Genomic DNA, 22,291 nt, shown 5'->3' with positions numbered 1-22,291 from the left:
TCAGCTCACCTGCAACTGATTGCCAACGGGAAGACGTCTGATGCGTTTTCCAGTGGCGGCATAAATTGCATTGCAAAGTGCCGGGGCAACCGGCGGCAGGCCAGGCTCTCCCACTCCACCCATGGCGTCATCGGGATTGTCGATTAAATGCACTCGGACGACCTTTGGCGCGTTCGGCATGCGTGGGATCAGGTAGTTGTCAAAGTTGCTCTGCTGGGCGACGCCATCCTTGAAGGACACCTCGCTTTGCAGGGCAATACCAATACCCATCACCACCGAGCCTTCCATCTGGGCCCGGATTCGCTCCGGGTTGGCCTGGGGACCACAGTCGAAGGCAATGTCTGCGCGGTGAATGGTCAATTCGCCGTTATCGGCCACCTCCACATCAAAGACAATGGCGGTGTAGGAGACAAAACTGTGGTGGAACGCCAGCCCCAGTCCCCTTCCCTTTTGGGGTTCACGTCCCCAGCCCGCCTCTTCGGTGGCGCGCTCGATCACCCTGCGCATCCGCGCCACATCGATGGGATGCATGTCCGGATCCTCGCCGTAATTCCAGCCATCGCCGACGGTCAGGTTATGGACCTCGCGCCCGGGGCCAAGCAGGTCCAGCACGTAGTCCCGATGGTCCTTGCCGGCCGCTTCCGCCATTTCATGGGCAAAGCTCTGGATAGCCCAGGCATGGGGAAGGTTATAAACCGACCGGAACCAGCCAATGCGGACATGGGCAGGTGCCGGCGGGTTTTCCAGTCGTATAGCGGGAATACTGAAGGGCATGGTGTTGAAGCCCATACCCAGCTCAAACTCCCCTTTGTGCTTGGGGTCCGGAGCAAAGAGTGACGCGATGCTGGGCGACAGGGTGCGATGGCGCCAACTGGTCGCTTTGCCCTCCCCGTCCAGGCCAGCTTCCAGATAGTCGACAGAGACCGCATGGAAGTAGGCGTGTTGGATATCGTCCTCCCGGGACCACTGCAGTTTGATGGGCTGGCCCTCAAACTCCTTCGCCACGCGAGCCGCTTCAATCACGAAATCCGGTTTGGACTTGCGCCCGAAGCCGCCCCCAAGCAATGTCTGGTGAACAATGACATTTTCCATGTCTATCCCAAGGAGTCCCGCGATGCCCTCGCGGGTGGCCCTCGGGTTCTGGACCGGCGCCCAGGCTTCAGCCTTGCCGTTTTCTACCTTTACTACGGCCACCGGCGGCTCCATCGGCGCCTGTGCCATATGGGGCATGTAATAGGTGGCTGAGACCCGCTTGTTGGCCTCTTTCAGAGCAGCCTCGAGATCGCCGGACTGGCGGATGACCTTGCCGGGGGATTGCGCCGCCTTTTCCAGGGACTCCCGATAAGCATCGGAGGTATAGTCGGCATTGTCCCCCGCCGGCGCGTTGTCCCACTCAATCTTCAGGGCCCTGCGTCCTTCCATGGCAGCCCAGGTATTACTGGCCACCACGGCGACGCCGCCGAGCGGACTGAATGCGGCAGGCTGGTCCGCGCCCTCGATGCGAATCGTCTTCTTTACACCCGGCACTTCCAGTGCCTCGCTGTCGTCGACGCTTTTTACCTTGGCGCCGTAGACCGGTGGACGGGCCACCACCGCATACAGCGTGTTTTCCAGGTCAATATCCGCACCAAAGACCGCCTTGCCAGTGACAATGTCTTCACCGTCAATGGCTTTGGGATGAGCGGATTTCAGTTCGCCATTGATCAGGCCGGATTCCTTGCCGATAAAGCGCAGTTCACTGTCGGGTTTGAGAACCAGGGCGCTCCTATCGGGAACATCCAGTTGCCTCGCCGCTTCCGCAAGGTCTCCAAAGCCGATTTCCCGTCCGGTGGCCGGATGGGTCACCTTGTGGATTCCGGCGCGCACCTCATGTACCGGTACATCCCACTGGTTGGCTGCGGCCTGCTCAAGCATCAGTCTGGCGGCGGCCGCCGCTCGGCGCATGGGGTCGAACCAGTGGCGCATGCTGCGGGAGCCGTCGGTATTCTGGTTACCGTATTTGTCCTGATCCCCGTCGGCCTGACGCGCCTGAACCCGCTCCCAGTCTGCACCAAGCTCATCGGCAGCCACCATGGCCAGACTGGTGCGGATGCCCTGCCCCATTTCGGCACGGTTGTTGATGATGGTGACCGTGCCGTCAGAGTCGATGTGGATAAACACGTTCGGGTTATCCACCCAGCCACCCGGCATAGCGCCGGCACCGAACTGGGCCTGTTCATTAGCCAGCCCGATATCCCAGCGGGCAGCCAGTAAGAGAGCCGAGCCCCCTGCCAGACCTTTCAATAGGCCGCGGCGGCTAACGTTGGCAAGCAGCAGTGTATCGTTTGACTGGTTCATGAGCTGGTCTCCTTACCCGCGGCCCGTTCTATGGCGGCAAGGATGCGATTGTAGGTACCACACCGACACAGGTTACCGGCCATGGCGTCGACGATTTCCTGGGTATCCGGTTCCGGGGTTTTCTTGAGCAGAGCCGTGGCATTCATGATCTGGCCGCCCTGGCAATAACCACACTGCGCTACGCCCAGGTCCAGCCAGGCCTGCTGCACTTTCTGGCCAACGGCGTCGTCGGCCATGGCCTCTATAGTGGTGATCTCCCCTTGGGCAGCAGATACGGGTGTCACGCAGGAGCGCGTTGCCTCTCCATCGATGTGCACTGTACAGGCACCGCATTGGGCGATGCCGCATCCGAATTTCGTACCTTTCATGCCAACGACATCACGAATAGCCCAAAGCAGGGGCATGTCGTCAGGTACGTCCAGCTCATGCTGTTGTCCGTTTATGGTCAGGCTAATCATCAATCTCTCCCATCCTGATTTGATCGGGCTCGGGGTGTATCGTGAACCAAATATATTTAGAGTAGTTGCTACTGACAGCGCATACCAGAGAGTATTATTAGTCTTCGCGGGTCGGTCCTATTAGCACGATTCATCAATCCCTGTATTCTAGAATTTACTTTAAGTTTGTTTAGTACTTTGCGTGGAATGAGTATTGCAAGCTGTTGATTTGTGGTTGAGCGATGTTTAGTTCTTTCTGTGGTCGTCCAGCTGGAGCACTCCCTCGCAAAGCCTTACCCGGAACCTACTTCCCCAATAATCCACGAAACGAAGGCGCGAACCTTATCCGTGCGAAATTTTGCTTCCGGTGCAACCAGGTAATACTGGTATTCCGCCGGCACTGAAATATTGATCGGGCACTGAAGCAGGCCCGCTTTGAGAAGGTCAGCAACTAGGCTGTATCGCATCAATGCAATACCCCTGCCGGCAAGCACTGCTTCTACGAGCGTCGTTCCCTCTGTTACTCGTAGTGTTATGGATCTGTCCGGTATTTCGATGCCGAGTTCTTCCTGAAACGCTATCCACGAGCTTTGCATGTCGATCGATTCATCGATAAGCCACGGAAGTGTTATCAGACTCTCAGGTGTCACATCGCTGTTTTCAACGAGCCTGCTGTGACACACCGGCAGTAGCTTTTCCTCCAGTAACAGCCTGGATTCAAGCCCCGGATAATCACCTTTACCAAAACGGATCGCCAGATCCACGCCATCACCCTGAAAACCGACTAACTGGAGGTTGGGTTGCAGGCTTAGTTGGATCTCTGGGTGAGCCTTCTGAAACGAATCGATTCTGGGTACCAGCCACCGACTGGCAAAGGATGGCACCGTTGCTACTGTTAGGCGTCCGGGATCAGCATTTGGCGCAAACAGCGCTATGCCCCTTTCCAGCTCCTGAAAGCCCGTCTCCACATACCCTGAAAGCGCCCTGCCTTCATGCGTTAATTGCACTTCGCGGGTCAAACGGACAAATAACTTCAAACCCAGAAACTCTTCCAGGCCTCGAATGTGGGTACTGACGGCTGCCTGGGAAATGTTCAGGGCGTCAGCTGCCGACTTGAAGCTTAGCTCTCTCGCCGCGTATCGAAATGCCTGCAATGCCCTTAGCGGAGGTAGTTTCTGCATTGGCTCCACTCTGTTTACGGTTAATTTTTAATTAAGCATAGACGAATTTTTTCTGTTTGTTCCGGACACCAGTCATTGAAAGAATTTAACCGACGAAAACAACGAACAGAGGAGCCTAAAATGTCACTTGATGCGATTGCTACCAAAGGAGCTGAAGGTCCTTCACGGGCGAACACAGTTAAATTCAACGTAACCGCTCTTCTTATGAAGTGGCGAATGAAATACCGAGGCCATAAAGAGCTCACCGCCCTGTCAGATTTCATGCTCAAGGATATAGGAATCTCCAGGAGCCAGGTCGAGCAGGAATACACAAAGCCATTCTGGAAGAACTGAAGGAGCGCCGACCATGAAAATTCAAGTCCCAATTGTAAGTGCTTTTGTTGACGGTGATTCCGGCGGCAACCCGGCAGGTGTTGTGTTGAACGCCGAACGGTTTGATTCTGAGCAAAAACAGAGGATCGCGGCGGCTGTCGGTTTGTCGGAGACGGCGTTTGTATCCCCGTCTGAGCTGGCAGACATAAAGCTGGAATTCTATACGCCAACCCAACAGATCGCTCACTGCGGCCACGCAACGATCGCGACATTCAGTTATTTGCGTCAGAACGGCCTGCTTGCAAGCGACGAGTCATCCAAAGAGACGATTGATGGACGCAGGTCGATAAAGATGGAGAGTGAGTCAGCGTATATGGAGCAAAAAGCCCCCCATTATGAGCAACTCACTGATGACGTTCATCGCTTGACGCTCCAGGCGCTAGGGATAGCCAGCGCTGATCTAATTGCGGGTACCAAGCCGACACTGGTTAATACAGGAAATAGCTTTGTAGTCGTAGGCATTCAGGACGCTGGAGTAATCCAGAGTCTCGAGCCAGATTTTGCGTTGATCGAAAAGCTCAGTGATGCTCTTGATCTGATCGGACTTTACATATTTTCCTTCGATAGTGTCGGAAATGGACGAGATGCGGGATCCCGAATGTTCGCGCCCCGGTATGGAATCCAGGAAGAGTCCGCAACAGGCATGGCTGCTGGCCCATTGGCATGTTACCTGCGAGAGCATATCGGCTTCGACAAACAGGAGTTCCTGCTGGAGCAGGGACGCTGGATGTCACCGCCCTCACCTAGCGTTATCAATGTACGTTTGGATATTGGCGCAAGCGGCAAGATCGAGAATCTGTTTGCCGGAGGACGAGGAGCCCTCAAAGAAATCGCTGAGGTTGAATTTTGATGATTCTGAGAGAAGTTTAATACGATCTGGCTTTGATGCAGCACTCACATTTCAGCCACTTTTTAGTCACATTGGCGTTGATAATCTCCCAGCGGTTCATCAAATAAATACAGCCGATTGCTCCGGGCTGAGGCAACTCGATTCCGAGGGATCTACAAAACCCGTGACCTGGCAAAAGCAGATGTGTTCGACTACATCGAAGTCTTTTATAACCGAGTCCGACGTCATACCCACCTGGGTGGCGTCAGCCCGGAGGCCTTTGAGATGGCCTCCGTTTGAGGCTGGGGTGTGTCATGCGTATCGGGGGAAGTCCACTCGGAATTTCAAAGCGCAACATGTTTATTCCTATTCGACCGAGATTCACTTAAATCGGCCAATTTGCAATTCTATCTCCGACTACCATCAGAAACAGCGGCATGGGTGAAATCGCAACCGCCACAACCAGTATGAAGCGGGGAATGGCAAACATCCTGCTCATTCCGGCCGCCAGCGCCAGCCCACCCCCTCCGCCCAGAACTATATTGCCCGGGAGGTTGATGGCGAGCATCAGAGTCAGGTAGCGGTGCTTCAAGAGCCACGGACCCCATCTCTGGGGCGATTTTTCGGTCAGACAGGCCAGTCTTTGTCCGGTATCAAGCCCGTGGAATGTCTCCAAAAACGTGGCCGCCCGGACGAGATGCACTTCTCGCAAAAACCGGGTGAGAGCTTGTTCCGGTAAAAACCGTCCAACAAGAAAGGCCAGAAAAAGAGAAGTCAGAGTGCATCCATACACCAAGGGCACGATCTCAGGCCCGAGGATCATCATCAGTGCCAGCCCGATCTCAACACCAGGCACAAACGGAAGCGCCATCAAGAGGATGTAAGCGGCCATGGAGGTCATGATGAGCTTATGCAGCATGGGCTCGTTCGATGGCCGAATATCCACCTCCAGACCATCAATAACGCCCCGCGTCAGCAGGTTGCCCCCGACAATAATTCCGATCAGAATCGAAAGCTTCAGTAGCCCTGCCAAACGTCGCTCGGCTGGCATGGCCGGCCGGATCATGGACTGTCGGCCTCCACCAACCGACCCTTGAACCGGAACTCTTTTTCAAAGTTCCAGTACCAACGCTTGTTTACCCATGTAAAGGAGCCTTCGATATTGTCCCCGCGCACGGTACCCCGCCAGTGCATCATCGCGTCAGACTCCGTACACGGCACGTCTGCTCGCATCTCAATAGCGCCATCCTGAGCCCTTCTCACCCAGTAATCGACCTTTGCATAGCCGCAGCGCCGCTCGCACTCCTTGGATACGAACTGGCCGTCTTCGAAAACCAGGATGTCGTCGACGTCCATGGGCTTCCCCACGGGCCCGAGCTTGCTCTTGAAGGCTTTCCCATCCAGCGACGCCATAGGCACTGGAGTCAGGTCCTCAGCGAGCGAGTAATGCGATATGGCGAAAAAAAACAGCGGGATCACTAGCCAAACAAACGCGTGACTTGAAACTAGAGATGAAAAACTTTCAGAGAGGCTTGGTTTTAAATCAGGAGAATGTTTCATAGTCTCACCCTCTGATTATAAGCTTGGTTAAAGCTTCACCACTTCACCGCCATAGTAAAGCAGTTTCAACAACCAAAGAAGGTGTAACTAAAAGCAGCGGGCACCTGGAAAAGGCCGTAACCGGCGAATACATGTGCTTTGCTTGGTGGTCTAGGCAAAGCGGGTAAGATACGGGTATTTGCATACGCCGAGTAATGGTTTCTTCATACGCCTTGAAGAGCCTCTTCCTAGTACACTAATGATGAGCTTGAACACTATGAGGCAACCGACGAATTGTGTTCGCTGATCCTGATCGATTGGAAAGGCTTCTGGAAACGGGAGCACGCCCCAACGACAAACCACTGGAGGTTTCTGAACTGATGAACATTATCCCTGTAATTACTCTGTTTGGCGGCTTGGCGGCATTTTTCACTCTAGCCGTTACACTCAGTTATGCTGTCGGCAAAACTCAGGTCATTGAGAAGCATAACGAAAATCAATTGATCGGCTAGCAATTGTCTCGAAGCCAGAATTGACCTGCCCCCCAATCATTGACCCGCTCACTGCTTAGCAATGTCGGTTACGAGTAAGCATCCGGCCATTATACCTTGTCAGGAATGGCCAACCTCCAGTTGTACGGCAATAGCTCGTCGATGGCGCTGTTCTTCTGGCCGATTCAAGAATCCGGTTTATTCCTTCCCTTGCGAACAGCTCCACGGACACTCGGGCAGGCAGGCTTGGTTGACTGCCAAACATTTCCGGTTTTTGAATGAACGTTTTTTGCCAGTGAGACCGTTGGTCATCAAGTGCGTCCTTTTGTGTGAGCCACGCTCTAAATCCTATCAGTTACTCGAAATTGGGTTCATACTGGATGCTGAAAGCATGGGCATCAGACATAGGTGGACAGACCGCATGAGTAAAAGCCAGGACAGAAAAAAAGACACTAAAAAGAAACCACTTTTAACCCCCAAGGAAAAGAAAAAGGAGAAAAACGCAAAGAAAAACGAAACCGATGTACTGGGACATTGATTTCAGGAGCCGCTGAAAGCGCCCCGCCTGAGCGGCCTCCCTTTGAGCCGGACGGCCAATTTCTCCAATCGATTATTCTCGTGATTGAGCGTCATTAGTGGACGTTCAGGGTAGTGGTATAAATTCGTTTTCGTCTCCGAGTACTTTGGCAAACCTCCCATCACGCCAGTCATTTTTTGCCTGAGCGATACGTTCCTTCCGGGAAGATACGAAATTCCACTCTATAAATCGCCGCCCTACCGGTTTACCTCCAATCAAGACGATACGGGAGTTTTCCGCGGCAGTGATGGATACCGTCTCACCGGCAGACACTATCGCCATGCTGTGAGTGGGTAAATTTGTGCCCGCTGCGTCGAGCGAGCCCTGAACGACGTATACAGCGCGCTCCGGAGCATCTGGCAATTCGAGAGCCTGGCCAGCCTTCAGTGAAGCTTCGGCATAGAGGGTATCGGCAAATTGAAGCACGGGCGATGTCACTCCCCAGGCACTGCCGATCATTACGCGTACCGGCACCCCATCAACTTCCATCGCAGGAATCTCGTGCTCACTGTAGTGATGGAATGAAGGCTCGGTTTCCTCATCCTGATCAGGCAGAGCCAACCAAAGCTGAAGTCCGTGGAGGCCATGGTCAACATTGGTTATCTCAGGTCGCTCCCGTTCAGAATGAGCTATGCCCCTGCCCGCCACCATCAGGTTGATGTCACCGGGGCGAATGGACTGCAAACTACCTACCGAATCCCGATGTAGTATTTCACCCTCGAACAGGTAGGTCACAGTGGCAATGCCTATGTGCGGATGAGGTAAGACATTGATTCCCTCTCCGGCGGAAAACGTCGCAGGCCCCATCTCATCAAAGAATATCCAGGGGCCAACCATTTTTCTCTTCGCAGTCGGTAACAAACGACGCACGGAGAAACCACCAAGATCTGCGACCCTTGGCGTCAGCAACAACTCGATTGCTTTGCAGGGCGCCTGTAGGGCGTTGCATTCCTGCTCTAGTGTTGGAAGCATGTTGCTCACCGACTTCTACCTCACATTTATCAGCGTAACGTTCTCAGGGCCGCACCCATCTCGCCAAGTCTACGAGCATGGTTATACTTATGCCCGAAGCAACCAGGGGATCTGCCGCTCAATCATGCGCCGGCTTCTTCATCGCCAACCACTCCGCGACCACTTTATTGCTCGGCCGAGTTCCCTGCTCGGCCACGGCGGCTTCGAAGATTTTCGATTCCTTGCTGTCGTCCTCCTCGTCTAATTGCCGAAATTCCTTGCGCATCACGACCAGGTTTTTGGCAGCCTGCACGGCGTCTTTTCTTACTGCCATATCCTGGGATTTTAGTTGCATGCGCCCGCCGAAATAGAAACCGATGATAACACTCAGCAACGCCCAGTAGCCGGTGGGCATGAGGCTGTAGGATTGGGCTATCAGAAGGAACTTTTCCGGGCTTAAGGGTGCGATAATAAAAAACGCCAGGACGCCGAAGGTGATGACCGGGCGCACCGAGCGATTTAATCCGTCGATTAGCGAATCCCACCAGGTGCGATTTTTCCGGTCGACGAACTCAGCGGCGAATTGCCCCATTACGGCTTTGTCGCGGTCGAGGTCGGCCATGACTTCGTTGTGGCGGTGTTGTTCTTTTTCGGTGGCGTTGGGCTTGAAAACCTCGACAACTTCCTTGCTACCTCTGAAAACATCGCCGATTGCGCTCCACCAGGCCATCAGGCTACCTCCTGCTCAAATTCGGCGACACGGTTCATCCAACCTCGGAGGAAAACTTCCTGGGAGGGACGGGAAGCGACGATGGTGCGGTAAAAGTTGCGTCGCTCTTCCAATAAGGCTTTGAGAAAATAGTCGCCCATGACGTTTTGGGCCCAGGCAGCGGCTTTGGCGGTGTTGGGGCCCATGGCGCCGTCCTCGTCCAGGGGCGGTTCCTTACCGGCCTGGTTGATCACACTTTGCACGAATTTTATCGCCCGCCGCGGGCCGTGGTTGACCGCGCAATCGAAAATAAACGGCTGGATTTCTTCCGGCAAGCGGTGGATGCGCGGGCCTTCGAAGTAGTTGCTCTCGTAGATATCCCGGGCCACGTCTTCACTGAGATTTCTGACTTCGCTTTTTAACGCGGCGCGGCCGATGTAACGGGACAGGGTGTTTTGGGTAATCCCAAATTTGGTGGGCCCGCCGCGATCGGCGGGGTGGTCGACATAACCGCCTTCGCGACGCAGTATGTCGTCAATCATTTCCTCTATGCCAGCCATGACTTCTCCTTAAACGGGTTAAGAAGCTATAACCGTGAGGCTGGTTGCCGAAGGACCTCAACACCATCGAACACTAGCCTATCTCGATGTTGCGAAATTCCAACTGCCGTTCCAATGATGTTTACCAAGACGTGGAATTAGACTTAATTTAAAAATAGCTTACCTGAGAATAAAATCCTTTACTTTCTCTGGTCGGCCCCCCACCTTTAACCGTCGGGATTGCTGGCCAGATCCTTCAATGCCTCCATCGCCTCATCAATCCGATCACTGGGTACGAACATGTGATCATGATAAAACCCTGCTATGACATTGGTGGTAATGCCCCGCTCTGCAAGCAGGCTCGTTACTACGGATGTGAGCCCCAGGGCTTCAAGACTGGAGTGGCCCTCGAGCGTAATGCGTCGGAACACCCTGTAGTAGTCCAGGCCCTCGGCTTTGGCCTGATCCAGAGGAATGACCAGGGTAAGACCTTCCAGTTCGGCAATGCTGACAATGGGTTTCAGTTTTTCCAGCTCGCCATACTTTGCGTGCGGCACTGTGCAATAGACATAGGTCGTCGAGTCCACTTTTGGCGAGAGCTGCTTGATCAAATCCTGCAGATGCTTTGGTCGCTTCATCTTTATCTATCCTCTGGCCAACTGTCGTGGGAATGTCCATTCATTGTAGACAAAATTCAGCGCGTTTATGAACGATGGTAGTCGGATATCGCGCTTTGTGTGGTCATCTGATCAACTACGCCAGAATTGCGGTGAAAACATAACAAACACACTCAGAAGCTCCAGCCGCCCCAACAGCATTGCCATCATCAATACCCATTTGGCTGCATCCGGCAATGGCTGGAAGTTACCTGCCGGGCCGATGATATCCCCCAGTCCCGGACCGACGTTTGCCAATGCAGTTGCCGCACCAGTGAGGCTAGTGGTCAGATCAAGCCCCAACAGTGCCAGGATCGCGGCGACCACTGCCAGGGTTGCCAGGAATATAAAAGAGAACGCGACACTGGAAGCGACAATTTCGTCACTGATAATACGCCCATTGTAGTGTCTGGCGATGACCGCATTCGGGTGCAACAGTCGAAGCACCTGCTCTCTTAAAAGTAGCATCGACAGCTGAAAGCGGAACATCTTCATTCCACCGCTGGTGGAACCAGAACAACCACCTACAAATGTCAGGAAAAAGAACAATACGATAACGAATGGGCCCCACAACGAATAATCCTGCGAGGCATACCCTGTTGTGGTGACCACTGATGTCACATTAAATAAAGCATGGACAAAGGCATCCAGTGGAACCGTCCCGTCAGTCACAATACGGTAAAAAGCAATTACACTCGCGATCACCAGCAAAAATTTGAGGAAAAAATGGATCTGTTGATCTCTCAGTAGCGGCTGAACCTGGCCATTCAGCAGTCTGACAAACAGAAAGAATGGAATGCCACCAAGCATCATGAAGATAGTCGACGCAAAAAGAATGGAAAGCTGATCGTACTGCCCCATTGAGCTGTCGGACGTGGAGTACCCGCCTGTCGACACCGTGGTCAGAGCATGGTTGAGTGCATTGAACAGATCCATTCCCAATAGCCAATACACAGATATGCAACCTGCCGTAAGAATCAGGTAACTGAATACAAGCCCGCGAGCCAGGCGGTTAGTGCGTGGTACCGCTTTTTCCGCCCATTCGGACGATTCCGTAGCAAACAGTCGCATGCCACCTATTCTCAGAAATGGCAGAATTGCGACGGCCATCCCAATGATTCCGATGCCGCCCATCCACTGCATGATTGAGCGCCAAAGCAAAATATCGTCCGGCAATTGGTCAAGGCCACTCAATACAGTGGAGCCCGTAGTTGTCACGCCAGAAATACTTTCGAAGAAGGCATCGGTAACGCTGAGTTTCAGGTCACTCAAAAGCAAGGGCAGGCTCGAAAACAAGGGAATGAAAATCCAGGCCGAGACGGTGAGGATAAACATCTGTCGTTGTTTGAGTGCGTGCCGTTTTCGGCCAGCGCTGAGGAAACAGAGCAAGCCAACGCCAAAACATATGCTTGCCGATTTTACGAAGGCCAGCCAATCCGGTGTCTCACCGAACATCAATAGATTTACCGGGAGCGTCATCAAAAAGCTGAGGAGAATCAGCAAGAATCCAAGAATTTGAACGACAGGCAGTATATTGAACAGCGCCATATTCAGGATCGTCCCGACATTTCACGAATCTTTTCCGGTAATGCTATTCCCATTGCTGCCCCGGTGAATTTTGCATACCTTGGAATACTGGCGGAGCACAAACCTGCTTTTGGGTGAGTATCAACGTAATCTGCTGCACGCCCCTACTCCTATTTAAGACCGGACTTTCCTGGAAAGGCGTAAGCAAACCATATCTACAGGAAATTTAGGACGGCAAGTAGTCAATTTTTACGGTATTTTTACGGGGCCAGAAGCGAACTCAAGGGCGATTCCTGGTGCAGACAGAGCTTCCCGTCGTACAGAGGCTGCATGACATCCATAGAGTGCAAATCCGAGAGCAAACCGGAGGCTTATCTGGTCGCTGTTGATGGCTCGGGCCAAGGCGAAGCACTGGTTCGGGCAGGACGGCGACTGGCCAATCGCGGCAAAGCACACTGGACCGTTGTAACCGTCGACAATGGACGTGCAGGGCCCGCGGAACGGCAGCGTCTGGAGCAGATACTTGAACTGGCTTCCAGATCAGGTGCGGAGGTAAGGCGACTTCGGGGCCATAACGTCGCAGAAGAGCTCCTGGCATTCGCAAAAGAGCAGAACATCACCACATTGATTCTGGGCCGATCTTACAGCCGCTGGTGGGACTTCCGCCAATCCACCGGTCGCCGACTGCTGAAGCAGGCCGAAACGTTCGACATCACCTTCGTCCCTGCCCCGCGCAAACCGCGCCGCCATCTGGTCGAACATCTCAACACGTATACCGAATGGAGTGACTATGCCTGGGCGGTGGCCAGTGTCGGTGCCGCTACGGCGGTTTCAATGGGGCTCGAGAATGCGCTGCCTCTGGGCAACCTGTCCCTGATCTTCCTGACCTCTGTGCTTTGGGTCGCAGCCCGAACAGGTATTCGCCCCGCATTGTTTGCTGCTGTGTTGAGCTTTCTGACCTATAACTATTTTTTCACCGAACCCCGGCTGACCTTCCACATGGTGGAGACGGATGAGCTGCTGACCGTCGTCCTCTTTCTGATTGTCGCGGTCATGGGCGGGAACCTTGCAGGCAGGCTCAGAGACCAGGTTCAGATGCTGCGTGCTTCAAATGACCTGACGGACGCCCACCTCCACTTCACCCGTCGCCTGGCCTCCGCACCGGACATTACAACGGTGCAGCACGAAGCGATCGAAGCTCTGTACGCACAACTGAAGATACCACTCGTTATTGTTAAACCTGGCCAGGACAAGGGTGACCTCGAACTGGTCACGCAAGGTGGGCCGACCCATACGCTCAATGAGGCCGCCTACTCTGCTATCGACTGGGCCATGCGTAACGGAAAGCCCAGTGGTGCATTCTCGGATACCATAAACCGTCTGCCTTGGCGGTTTGAACCTATCGAGGCAGATGGTGAGGTCTACGCAGTTCTGGGACTGCGGGTAGACAGTATGACGCCTGAGTATTACCGGGGACTTGCCATTGGCGTCTATGTGCATCAATTGGGACTGGCCTGGTTTCGAACGCAGCTGGCCGCCAATCTTTCCGCCTCCCGGGTTGCTGAGGAAACGGAACGATTGCGCTCTGCCCTGCTTTCATCAATTTCTCACGATCTGAGAACGCCCCTCGCTTCAATGATTGGTTCCGCGAGCACGTTGAAATCCATGTCGAATCGGCTGTCTGATGAAGACAGGGAAAGCCTGTTGGATTCCGTTCTCGGCGAGGGTGAGCGACTGGATCGCTATATCCGTAACTTGCTCGACATGACAAAACTTGGCCACGGAACTCTCGAGATAGAAAGAGACTGGATCGCACTGACTGACATCCTGTCGTCAGCTCTGAGGCGCACGAAAAGCATGATGGCCAGAGTCGGGGTGGAGCGGGATGTGGCTGATGATCTGCCCTTGCTCTTCGTGCACCCTGCCCTGATCGAGCAAGCGCTGGTAAATGTCATTGAGAACGCTGCAAAATTCGCCCCGGACGGATCAACTCTGAGCATCCGTGCCTATCGGGAAATGGATGAACTGGTTATCACCATCGCTGATGAAGGGCCAGGCATCCCCGAGCACCAGAGAGGCCAGGTGTTCGATAGGTTCTTTACCGGTGGTGAAGGCGATCGCAGCCCCCATGGCAGCGGTCTTGGGCTCGCCATCTGCCACGGCATGGTTGCCGCCCATGGCGGGCGCATTCAGGCACTGGCGGGCCCCGACAATCGGGGAGCCACCATAGAAATTACCCTCCCCCTGATAGAATCACCGGAACAGGAATCTGACCGGGAATCCATTGAATGACTGAATCAACACATAACCGGGAAAAGCCGGGCATCCTGATTATCGACGATGAACCGCAGATTCGACATTTCCTGCGTATCAGCCTGAAAACCGAGGGCTACGAGATACTGGAAGCTGAAACTGGCGAAACCGGCCTGGCCCTGTGCGCCAGACACTCGCCCGGGCTCGTAATTCTGGATCTGGGGTTGCCGGATATGGACGGTTCTGACGTCCTTGCCGCTCTGCGTGAACGGTCGTCGGTTCCGGTTATTGTTCTGTCTGTTCGGGACCAGGAGCTGGAGAAAGTAAAAGCTCTCGACCTGGGCGCTAACGACTACGTTACCAAGCCGTTCGGCGTGGATGAATTATTGGCCCGGGTCAGAACCCAGCTGCGCAACTGTGAACGGAACAGCAGGCCACTCACTGAGGCTCCGGTGATTTTTGATGATGGCGCATTGCACATTGATCTCTCCCTGCGAAAGATCGCGGTGAATGGAGAGTCTGTCAGGTTAACCCCGAAAGAATTCGCAGTGCTGAAGGTTCTGATGCTGGCGTCCGGGAAGATCGTCACTCAGTCCCAACTTTTGAAGGATATCTGGGGTCCGACCCATACCAAAGATACCCATTATCTTCGAATCCTGATCGGCAGGCTCAGGCAAAAGCTCGGGGATGACCCGACAGAGCAGAATTATATCCAGACGGAACCTGGTGTTGGCTACCGTTTTCTGGAATGGTTTTGTGCAGGCACACACAGTGCCTGAATCAGGGCTGCGGTGTTTTCCTGGCTGTTGGAGTTGCCTGTTGTTCATGTTCCTAAGCTTGCCCGGATTGATTGCCCTATCTATAGTCGACATGTACCCCCTGACATGGGTTCTGAAACCACGTTTAACGGGCTACACGGGCCACGGATGTTGACGGCTTGTGAACCATTTCGGTACGCGCCGCCCTATCATGGAGGAGGCCATTCACTATGAAGCTGGTTCAATTTATCCAGACGAAAATGGAGCAACTGCTTGAAGACTGGGAAGAAGCCGCACTGGACATCGCTCCGCAATTGAAGGGCGAAGACAGCCCCGCCCTCAGGGATCACGCCCGTTCGATGCTGGAGTTCATACGCCAAGACCTGAGTGCGCCCCAGACCCGGGACGAGTTGGCCCGCAAGGCCCTTGGCAACGTCAAAGCGCCCGCTTCGTCAGCCCATGCCATGGACCGTGTCGAGCAGGGTCTTTCGATGTTTCAGATGGTTCAGGAATTCCGCTCCCTGCGGGCCAGGGTTACCGAGGACTGGAGTGATGAGCAGCAGAGCCTCACCGCAGAAGACATCGCTGAACTGGTGCGGTTCAATGAGGCCATCGACCATTTGATTGCCAATTCAGTGTCCAGCTTCTCAGCCCTCAAAGAACAGGAAACACGCCTGATCGAAACTCTGCTGAAAGCCTCTCCGGACCCCGCCGCAATATTCGACCCCGACGGCAAGTACCTGTTTATCAATACGGCGATGGCCGATCTGGTCAACATGCCGCACCGGGAGGTTATTGGTAAAACCCCATGGGAGCTGGGCCTGGACCTGGCCACAGGGTTGCACGACGCGATCACCAAATCCGTTTCCACCGGTCAGACTCAACTCAGGGAGTATCATCACTGTTATCCGTCTGGCCGCGAACTGTATCTGGACTGCCAGTTGGTCCCGGTCAGTAACGACCAGAACGAGATTGAAGCTGTGGTTAAAACGTCGCGGGATATTACTGAGCGTAAACAAGCTGAATATCAGGTCTGGCGAAGTGCCAATTTTGATTTGCTGACCGGCCTCCCCAATCGGCGGCTGTTCCTTGATCGACTTGAGCAGACCCTGCTGGAGGCCGAACGAATGGGCAGTTCCTTTGCTCTGCTATTCATCGACCTGGACCGCTTCAAACAGGCTAACGACCAGCTCGGCCACAAAGCCGGTGACCGGCTTCTGGCGCAGGTGGCCAAACGTATGAGTACCATAGTGCGGGCCATGGACACCGTGGCCCGCCTCGGCGGAGACGAATTTACCCTGATCCTGAAGGAAACCGACCGGGAGGGTGCGAAGGAAGCTGCAAAGGCCTTTCTGAGCAGTCTGGAACAGGCGTTTGACGTGGATGCTCACCGGATACACATTTCCGGCAGCATCGGCCTGACCGTTTTCCCCGATGATGGCAAGGATATCGATCAACTGATGCACAATGCCGATCAGGCCATGTACGCCGCCAAAGAACGGGGAGGCCACCAGGTTCTGGTCTACGCGCCTTCGATGGCGAAGAGCGAATCAGAAGATATCCGGTTAAGCCGGGAACTGTATGATGCCCTCCGGGATAACCAACTGGAGGTTTACTACCAGCCCATCATCGACATCCACACCGGCGCCATATACGGGGCAGAAGCGTTGCTCCGATGGAATCATCCGTGCAAAGGCCTGTTGACTCCGGACGCCTTTCTCGGCGTGACAGAGCAAGGCGGCCTGACGGACAGCATCACTGCCTATGTACTGGAGCAGGCAGCAATCTGCCAGTTGCGGTGGCGCGAGCTGAATGAGCAAGAGCTTTCGATCAGCGTCAACGAATCACCCGCCTCCTTTGTGACAAGAAGCCTTGTGGACCAATGGCGGGAGCGGCTGACAAAAATTAGCGCCGATGAGAGCGGGATCATGATGGAACTCACCCCGGCCTCTTTCAACAACCTTCGAGCCTCCGGATTCAATCCAGTCAAGAGCCTGGGGCTGACAGGGTCGCCGTTAAAACTGGCCATTGACGGTTTTGGTATTGAACCGTCCTCCCTGCTGGCTCTTCATGAGTTCAAGTTGGACAGCGTCAAGCTGGACAGAGAGCTGATCAAGGACGCTGGCCAGGGGGGCGAGGCCGACCCCATACTGGAGGGCATCATTGCTATGGCCCACGCGATTAACGTCCGGGTGGTTGCAGTAGGCGTTGAAACAGACGAGCAATTGCAATTCCTCTCCCGTGTCGGCTGCGACTACGCCCAGGGCTACATTTTTTCCAGGCCCCTACGCCAGGATGAATTCGAGGCATTGCTAAGAAAGGGCTGCCAGGAAGAACCTTCTTGATCTGTGCTTGCAACTCCGTTCAACGCTTTAGCAGCATCGTAGGCAATCGGGTAGCCACTGGAGATTTCCTTGTTTCGGTGGGGCCAGGGTATGTTTGCATACTCAGTAAACATCCTCCAGATACCGCCCCTCAGCTCGAAGCGTCTCCACATCAATGCGCAGTGGCTCGAGAATGTCCTCAATAACCTGTTTTACCGCAACGGCCATGTCCCTGCCGCCACAGACCAGAATCTGTGCCCCCTTTTCAACCATCTGGCGTACCGCGATCTGATCTTGCCTGAGCTTGTCCTGAACATAGGCACGTTCGTCAGATCGCGAGAACGCCGTGTTTAGCCCTGTCAGACGCTGGTCTTCAAGGTAGCGCCCCAATTCGGGCTGATAGAGAAAATCCGACTGCGAGCTGCGTCCACCCCAGTAAAGATACATAGGATGACGTTCGGTATTTTTCCGGATAAATCCGGTCAGCGGGCCAATCCCTGCACCGGCTCCGATCAGGATAACCGGGGTATTACCAGTGGCTGGCCGGAAGCCGGGATTAGGGCGGACAAAGCCATCAATACAATCCCCCGGCCTGAGCTGGTGCAAATATCCGGAGCAAAGACCACCGGGTTGTTTGCGGACGCATATTTCCAGCACACCGTCTGTCGCAGAAGATGCAAGGGAGTAGAATCGTGCGGCTTGTCCATGTGGCGGCATCACACCGAGCAGGTCGCCCGCCTCAAATGACGGCAACGTTCGGGGAGCTCGGGGGAGAAACTTCAGCCTCCGACCGCCCTGCTCTGCTGCCTTGAAACGCAGGATGCTGGTAGGCGCCTGCACTGCAAGCCCGTAATCCGCCCGTTCTACAAGCTCCAGCTTTACCGAGGGCGGCGGCAACGGATCGTAGGTCATCGCAAGCGGAGCACCAATTAGCTCACCAATCTTGTTTCCCCACTCGCTGAATTGGGAAGCGGAACACCGATTGATCAGCTCAATGCCATGCAGACGAGTCAGCCCTTTTCTGGCGAGCCCTGCATCCACGTCCAATGCAAACTGACAGAATTTCGGAAACTGCCTGTCGCCAAATCCCAGCACCGCGTATTTCAGCGTTTCCCTAACCCTGAAATCCCCGAGCCTGGCCATAAACCGCCGAGCTGACGTCGGCGCGTCACCGTCACCATAGGTGGAGGTCAGTACAAAGAGCATGGAGGCCTGCGGATAATGATCGGCCAATGCGTTCATCTCGCTGCAATGCACCCTGAAACCCGCCTTGTTCAGACTGGCGTGGAGTTCCCGGGCAAAACCCCAGGTGGTATTACCTTCAGATCCGACGAGAATAACGGTATCCGCCTGAGAGACATTGGCATTGTCCGGTAGTTGCTCAGAAGATCGGCGGCGCCACCAGATACCTATTCCGGTCACCGAGAGCACCGGGACGGTCAGCGCCGCAGCTCCAAGAATCAGTCCCAGCCACCACAGGCCCTCGCCGGTATGCAAACTGACTACCCACTGCTGGAACACGCTACTTTCAGAGCGAGGCTGGTACTTCAGCAGTTCACCGGTCGCCTGATCAACAAATCCGGAGCCACTGCTGGTTGTCAGGGAATAGACATCCCGGGGGTCATCCGGATAGGGAAACACCAGTTCCCGCAATTCGCCGAGATCAACCTCCGAGAGGGCGCTCAGGTTGGCCACTGGAGCCGGTTGTCCCCCAGAAACTTCAGCGGGGAACGTTGGCCCGGCTTCGAAGGTTTCGGGCAGCAAACCAAAACGCTGCGCTGACATATAACTCCCGGTCAATGCGGACAGCAGCAACCCGAGAACGGCAAACCGTGCCAGTTCGGAGTGAACACGTTTGTTACCGGAACCTGCGAACGGCCGGAACAAGCCAGCCCAACCACCAGTCCGACGGACCAGGAGAAGAATTCCGGAGATGCACAGAAGCACCATAAAGGCGGCCATCACCCCCGCCAGCGCCCGACCGACGTCATCCAGCAGAAACGCGCGATGAAGGTCCTTGATCCAGGTAAAAAAAGGCGATGGCTCGTAGGGTGCAATGCCCTCGCCGGTCAAGGGATTGACGAGAGCAGCTCCAGGCTGGCCATCACGGCTGTAATAGACGATCACTCCGCCGGAAGAGCCCCGCTCAATCTGTTCGGTTCCCGGGTAATGGGCGACAACCCGACCTGCCAACTCCGCCACACTCACCTCGCCAGCGGGCGGGATGACTGCTGCCGCCCTGTCCATTGCGGGCGCCAGGGCCAGAATGGCGCCAGTAATGGCAAGTGTTACCAGGAATAGCGCCGCCAGCAGTCCCGGTAACCGGTGCAATTGTCGTAACATCACCTTGGCTCCTGCCAGTCGATCAAAATTCGTAGCGGAATGAGCGAACATAACCACGCCCGGCTACCGGTTTTCCGGAACCTTCGCTGGTCAGTGGTAGGGAGATATCCGCCCGGTTATCCCGCATATCTTCAACGGAAGTGTCGACCCGAATTTCGTAGCCGTTGTCGATCAGGGCGTCGTCCAGGTCCAGAGTGATTTTCAGGGTGCGCCCACTGGTTATGCTGGCACCGGTCAGGCCATCGTACTCAGCCGGGTTCAGCCTGCTGCCACGGGCCCAGCCACTCAGATGCTTGTAGTACTTGGTTTTTTTCCCTGAAACCCAGAGAGTGCCCCGGTATTTGCCGGCAGCATCCGTGAGGTAAAGCGCCAGATAGGCACCATCGCCACCGTAGTCGAGTAATTCGGTTGTGAACGTCACTTCACGAGCCTGCGCAACACTGGGCACAGCAAGTGCTATCGCCAGGCCCAGAGCAAATAAAATCGTTTTCATACAGTTTCTCCGGTAAAAAGCATCGACGGGTTATTCCACGGTTACGCTGGGGCGACCCTTGACAATGCCATTGTCTGGAACCGGCCCCTGGCCCTTGCCCCGGGCAGCATCCGGCATCTGGGTGCCGTATCTGCCATCGTTATCTTCATCATCATCGTCGTCATCGTCTTCTTCCCGCTCCAGTTCCATCAGATTCAGGGAGGCCGGAGCAAAAGACGCCTCTGCGCGGAAGCCCTGTGGAGCCAGGCCTTTTACTTCATAACAACCGTCATCCACCTTGATGCGGTAAACCGTCCATCCTTCAGCTTCCAGTTTCTGGCGCAGGTTCTCCCGCGGCTGCCAATTGGCCACCGGATCATCACAGTCATCGTCAGCCAACAGTGGTGCACTCAGAAGCAATAAAGTGAGGCTTAAAATCACGGGTTTGGTTTTCATGGGATGTCTCCTGTTGAATCCACAATGAACACTCTATGAGGTTTACCTGACACTGGCCTGAACGCGCCCGGCCCCTGATCCGCAAAGATCAGCGAAACTGGAAAGCCTCTTTATGGAATCGCGACAGACGGAAGGGTGCTGAGCGCAAACCCTGTCTGATTGCCCGCGCCAGGCCTGCCGGGCCGCAGAACCAGACTTCTGCAGCTGCAGAGGAAGGCACACCGGCAGCCAGTTTTTCCGCCGAGAGCACCTCACCCTTGCTGCTGTCATGGATCTGCAGATGAATGCCGGGAAAGTCCCGGCAATGCTCGCGAAGTCGTTCCACGATGGGGTCCTGATCGGCGTTTCGGGTGCAGTAGTGCAGGTCTGCCTCCGGTGCGGCGACCGCGTTGGTGCCAATGCCTTCAAGCCAGGCCAGGAAGGGCGTCACACCGATGCCGCCGGCGATCCATATCTGGTGAGAATGGCGCTTTCTTCGGTCGAAGTTAAAGCAGCCGTAGGGGCCCTCAACCGTCACCGTTTGCCCTGCCCTGATTTTCTGGCTGAGATTGCGGGTAAAGTCTCCGAGCGATTTAATAAGGAATGTAACCCTGCCATCTCCCCGATCGGCACTGGCAATAGTGAACGGGTGGGCTCCTTCCAGGGTGTCAAAGGTCACGAATGCAAACTGCCCCGCACGATGCCCTCTCCATGCTTGCCCCAAATGGCAGGTAACCTCGGTGACATCCGGAGCCGGAGTGTTGATCGCGGTAATCGTGCCTCGAACCTGGCGATGTCGACCAACTCTGCCAGCCAGCGAAAGCCCGCTGGCGATGCTCCCGCCCAGGAGCAGGATGGCCATCAGCACACCAATGGGCTGCTGCCACCATTGCAGCGGAGCGAGCCAGGCTGCATGGAAGGCAAGCAACAGGTAAAGCGCGGGCATAACCCGGTGCAGGTAGCGCCAGTATTTGTAGGGGAACCTGCGCCACAGGGTAATCAGCAACATGGCGAACAACAGATAAATGGCAAACTCGCCAATGTCTTCGGCAGCATCGCGCATGGTGTCTATAAACCCGGAATAATGCGGCTCATGCTCACCGGCTTCGCCGAAAACCGACTCGATTACGTCATCGCCCATTTCAATCAGCCAGTGGGCAGCGGCGAATACCACGGCCAGAATGCCGGCCCACTTATGGGTGTGATAGATCTTGTCCAGTCCGCCCAGCGGTCGTTCCAGCCAGGCAGGTCGCAGCGCCAGCATCATGGCCAGCGACATCAAGGCGATGGCCAACCACCCGCTGAGTAGCAGGCTCTGTTTATAAACGCCCCAGGGGGTACCGGCGTCCGGGCCTGCAGCCAGATTCCAGGCCCAGAGGCCGGAAACCAGGATAATAAAAGGTAAAATGATCCGGATCATGACCTCTCCTCCGAAAGACAGCTGAAATAATTGAGGTAAGGCTATCTCCCAAACCTGACAGCCACCTGAAGGTCAGCCATTCAGGCAGCTGTCAGGTTCCGGCTGTAGTATCTTTCTCCCAGGGCTGGATCAGAGGTGAAC

The 22,291-nt window shown here is 55.0% G+C and carries 20 protein-coding genes and 1 pseudogene; 7 read left to right on the top strand and 14 right to left on the bottom strand.

The features are described 5' to 3' along the window. The 3 genes from QPL94_RS18020 to QPL94_RS18010 all read right to left on the bottom strand — a co-directional run bounded on the left by QPL94_RS18020 (window position 1) and on the right by QPL94_RS18010 (window position 3,955). Window positions 1-2,337 (bottom strand): xanthine dehydrogenase family protein molybdopterin-binding subunit, encoded by a 2,337-nt coding sequence (locus tag QPL94_RS18020; protein WP_285359313.1) that lies wholly within the window; start codon window positions 2,335-2,337, stop codon window positions 1-3. Next, window positions 2,334-2,795, bottom strand: a complete 462-nt coding sequence (locus QPL94_RS18015) for a (2Fe-2S)-binding protein (RefSeq protein WP_285359312.1) — start codon at window positions 2,793-2,795, stop codon at window positions 2,334-2,336. The genes QPL94_RS18020 and QPL94_RS18015 overlap by 4 nt, the downstream gene beginning before the upstream one ends. 272 nt (window positions 2,796-3,067) lie before the next feature. Beyond that, entirely contained in the window at window positions 3,068-3,955 is an 888-nt protein-coding gene (locus QPL94_RS18010; protein ID WP_285359343.1) for a LysR substrate-binding domain-containing protein, read from the bottom strand. Window positions 3,956-4,075: 120 nt separating this feature from the next. Between QPL94_RS18010 and QPL94_RS18005 the strand changes: the two genes are divergently transcribed. From QPL94_RS18005 to QPL94_RS17995, 3 genes and pseudogenes are all read left to right on the top strand, one after another. After that, the gene (locus tag QPL94_RS18005; protein WP_285359311.1) at window positions 4,076-4,288 is read left to right on the top strand and encodes a DUF1127 domain-containing protein; all 213 of its coding nucleotides are present in this window, start codon (window positions 4,076-4,078) and stop codon (window positions 4,286-4,288) included. A gap of 13 nt (window positions 4,289-4,301) precedes the next feature. Then, the gene (locus QPL94_RS18000; RefSeq protein WP_285359310.1) at window positions 4,302-5,177 is read left to right on the top strand and encodes a PhzF family phenazine biosynthesis protein; all 876 of its coding nucleotides are present in this window, start codon (window positions 4,302-4,304) and stop codon (window positions 5,175-5,177) included. A gap of 135 nt (window positions 5,178-5,312) precedes the next feature. Further along, window positions 5,313-5,456, top strand: a pseudogene (locus tag QPL94_RS17995) (IS3 family transposase); the annotation flags it as partial. A gap of 85 nt (window positions 5,457-5,541) precedes the next feature. On the opposite strand, the gene QPL94_RS17990 reads toward QPL94_RS17995, so the two are convergent. Next, window positions 5,542-6,222, bottom strand: coding sequence for a hypothetical protein (locus QPL94_RS17990; RefSeq protein ID WP_285359309.1), 681 nt, complete (start codon window positions 6,220-6,222; stop codon window positions 5,542-5,544). Continuing rightward, the gene (locus tag QPL94_RS17985; RefSeq protein WP_285359308.1) at window positions 6,219-6,716 is read right to left on the bottom strand and encodes a hypothetical protein; all 498 of its coding nucleotides are present in this window, start codon (window positions 6,714-6,716) and stop codon (window positions 6,219-6,221) included. The genes QPL94_RS17990 and QPL94_RS17985 overlap by 4 nt, the downstream gene beginning before the upstream one ends. A gap of 275 nt (window positions 6,717-6,991) precedes the next feature. On the opposite strand from QPL94_RS17985, the gene QPL94_RS17980 reads away from it, so the two are divergent. Next, window positions 6,992-7,207: a hypothetical protein gene (locus QPL94_RS17980; protein ID WP_285359307.1), complete on the top strand. Its 216-nt coding sequence runs from the start codon at window positions 6,992-6,994 to the stop codon at window positions 7,205-7,207. Window positions 7,208-7,829: 622 nt separating this feature from the next. Here QPL94_RS17980 and QPL94_RS17975 read toward each other — a convergent pair. The 5 genes from QPL94_RS17975 to QPL94_RS17955 all read right to left on the bottom strand — a co-directional run bounded on the left by QPL94_RS17975 (window position 7,830) and on the right by QPL94_RS17955 (window position 12,166). Next, window positions 7,830-8,735 (bottom strand): pirin family protein, encoded by a 906-nt coding sequence (locus tag QPL94_RS17975; RefSeq protein WP_285359342.1) that lies wholly within the window; start codon window positions 8,733-8,735, stop codon window positions 7,830-7,832. A 118-nt stretch (window positions 8,736-8,853) separates the two neighbouring features. Next, entirely contained in the window at window positions 8,854-9,444 is a 591-nt protein-coding gene (locus QPL94_RS17970; protein ID WP_285359306.1) for a 3TM-type holin, read from the bottom strand. Continuing rightward, the gene (locus tag QPL94_RS17965) at window positions 9,444-9,983 is read right to left on the bottom strand and encodes a glycoside hydrolase family 108 protein (protein WP_285359305.1); all 540 of its coding nucleotides are present in this window, start codon (window positions 9,981-9,983) and stop codon (window positions 9,444-9,446) included. Before QPL94_RS17965 ends, QPL94_RS17970 begins: the two co-directional genes overlap by 1 nt. Before the next feature lie 206 nt (window positions 9,984-10,189). Beyond that, window positions 10,190-10,600 carry an ACT domain-containing protein gene (locus tag QPL94_RS17960; protein WP_285359304.1) on the bottom strand — a complete coding sequence of 137 codons (411 nt, stop codon included), beginning with the start codon at window positions 10,598-10,600 and terminating at the stop codon, window positions 10,190-10,192. A 111-nt stretch (window positions 10,601-10,711) separates the two neighbouring features. Beyond that, window positions 10,712-12,166: a TrkH family potassium uptake protein gene (locus tag QPL94_RS17955; RefSeq protein WP_285359303.1), complete on the bottom strand. Its 1,455-nt coding sequence runs from the start codon at window positions 12,164-12,166 to the stop codon at window positions 10,712-10,714. 309 nt (window positions 12,167-12,475) lie between these two features. Here QPL94_RS17955 and QPL94_RS17950 point away from each other — a divergent pair, with 309 nt between their 5' ends. From QPL94_RS17950 to QPL94_RS17940, 3 genes are all read left to right on the top strand, one after another. Continuing rightward, entirely contained in the window at window positions 12,476-14,437 is a 1,962-nt protein-coding gene (locus tag QPL94_RS17950) for a DUF4118 domain-containing protein (RefSeq protein WP_285359301.1), read from the top strand. Beyond that, entirely contained in the window at window positions 14,434-15,177 is a 744-nt protein-coding gene (locus QPL94_RS17945; RefSeq protein WP_285359299.1) for a response regulator, read from the top strand. Before QPL94_RS17950 ends, QPL94_RS17945 begins: the two co-directional genes overlap by 4 nt. Window positions 15,178-15,386: 209 nt before the next feature. Then, window positions 15,387-17,501, top strand: coding sequence for a putative bifunctional diguanylate cyclase/phosphodiesterase (locus QPL94_RS17940; protein ID WP_285359297.1), 2,115 nt, complete (start codon window positions 15,387-15,389; stop codon window positions 17,499-17,501). A 102-nt stretch (window positions 17,502-17,603) separates the two neighbouring features. Here QPL94_RS17940 and QPL94_RS17935 read toward each other — a convergent pair whose 3' ends face one another. The 4 genes from QPL94_RS17935 to QPL94_RS17920 form a co-directional block, all read right to left on the bottom strand. Continuing rightward, entirely contained in the window at window positions 17,604-19,823 is a 2,220-nt protein-coding gene (locus tag QPL94_RS17935) for a PepSY domain-containing protein (protein ID WP_285359295.1), read from the bottom strand. A 22-nt stretch (window positions 19,824-19,845) separates the two neighbouring features. Further along, window positions 19,846-20,316, bottom strand: a complete 471-nt coding sequence (locus tag QPL94_RS17930; protein ID WP_285359293.1) for a DUF2271 domain-containing protein — start codon at window positions 20,314-20,316, stop codon at window positions 19,846-19,848. Between the two features lie 30 nt (window positions 20,317-20,346). After that, window positions 20,347-20,751 (bottom strand): PepSY domain-containing protein, encoded by a 405-nt coding sequence (locus QPL94_RS17925; RefSeq protein WP_285359291.1) that lies wholly within the window; start codon window positions 20,749-20,751, stop codon window positions 20,347-20,349. A gap of 88 nt (window positions 20,752-20,839) precedes the next feature. Beyond that, the gene (locus QPL94_RS17920) at window positions 20,840-22,150 is read right to left on the bottom strand and encodes a ferredoxin reductase family protein (protein ID WP_285359289.1); all 1,311 of its coding nucleotides are present in this window, start codon (window positions 22,148-22,150) and stop codon (window positions 20,840-20,842) included. Between the last annotated feature and the right edge of the window lie 141 nt (window positions 22,151-22,291).

Origin of the sequence: Marinobacter sp. SS13-12 (assembly GCF_030227115.1) — a bacterium.
In the GTDB taxonomy this organism is placed as follows: domain Bacteria; phylum Pseudomonadota; class Gammaproteobacteria; order Pseudomonadales; family Oleiphilaceae; genus Marinobacter.
This window is presented reverse-complemented; position numbering and strand designations above follow the sequence as displayed.